Origin of the sequence: Psychrobacter sp. TB20-MNA-CIBAN-0197, from assembly GCF_040309765.1 — a bacterium.
Taxonomy (GTDB): domain Bacteria; phylum Pseudomonadota; class Gammaproteobacteria; order Pseudomonadales; family Moraxellaceae; genus Psychrobacter; species Psychrobacter submarinus.
Window position 1 is genome coordinate 1 of sequence record NZ_JBEOPC010001275.1, and the last position, 242, is coordinate 242.

Consider the following 242-nt stretch of genomic DNA (forward strand, 5'->3'; position numbering starts at 1 on the left):
CACCGACTGCTTGCCATCGAGCTTGCCGAGTTCTTCGGCCAGATAACTCATGACCCAGGCACGCGTAGCCTTAACCACCGTGTCATCAATCAACAACGTCACCAGAGACGCATTGCTCGTTTCGAAAATCGAGCGATTGTAAAACTCTTTGCCCGATCCCGACGGCGCCAGCACCGGTTTCCACGACTCCGGGTATTTGACGATGGCGTAGAGAATGCCGGTGTCGGTCCACAGCCCTGCTT

The 242-nt window shown here is 55.8% G+C and carries 1 protein-coding gene; it reads right to left on the reverse strand.

Annotation, left to right across the window (positions count from 1 at the left end; all coding sequences use genetic code 11):
- Positions 1 to 242 (reverse strand): phage tail-collar fiber domain-containing protein (locus tag AAEY83_RS18070; protein WP_351061451.1); only part of this gene is annotated, 242 nt, incomplete at both ends.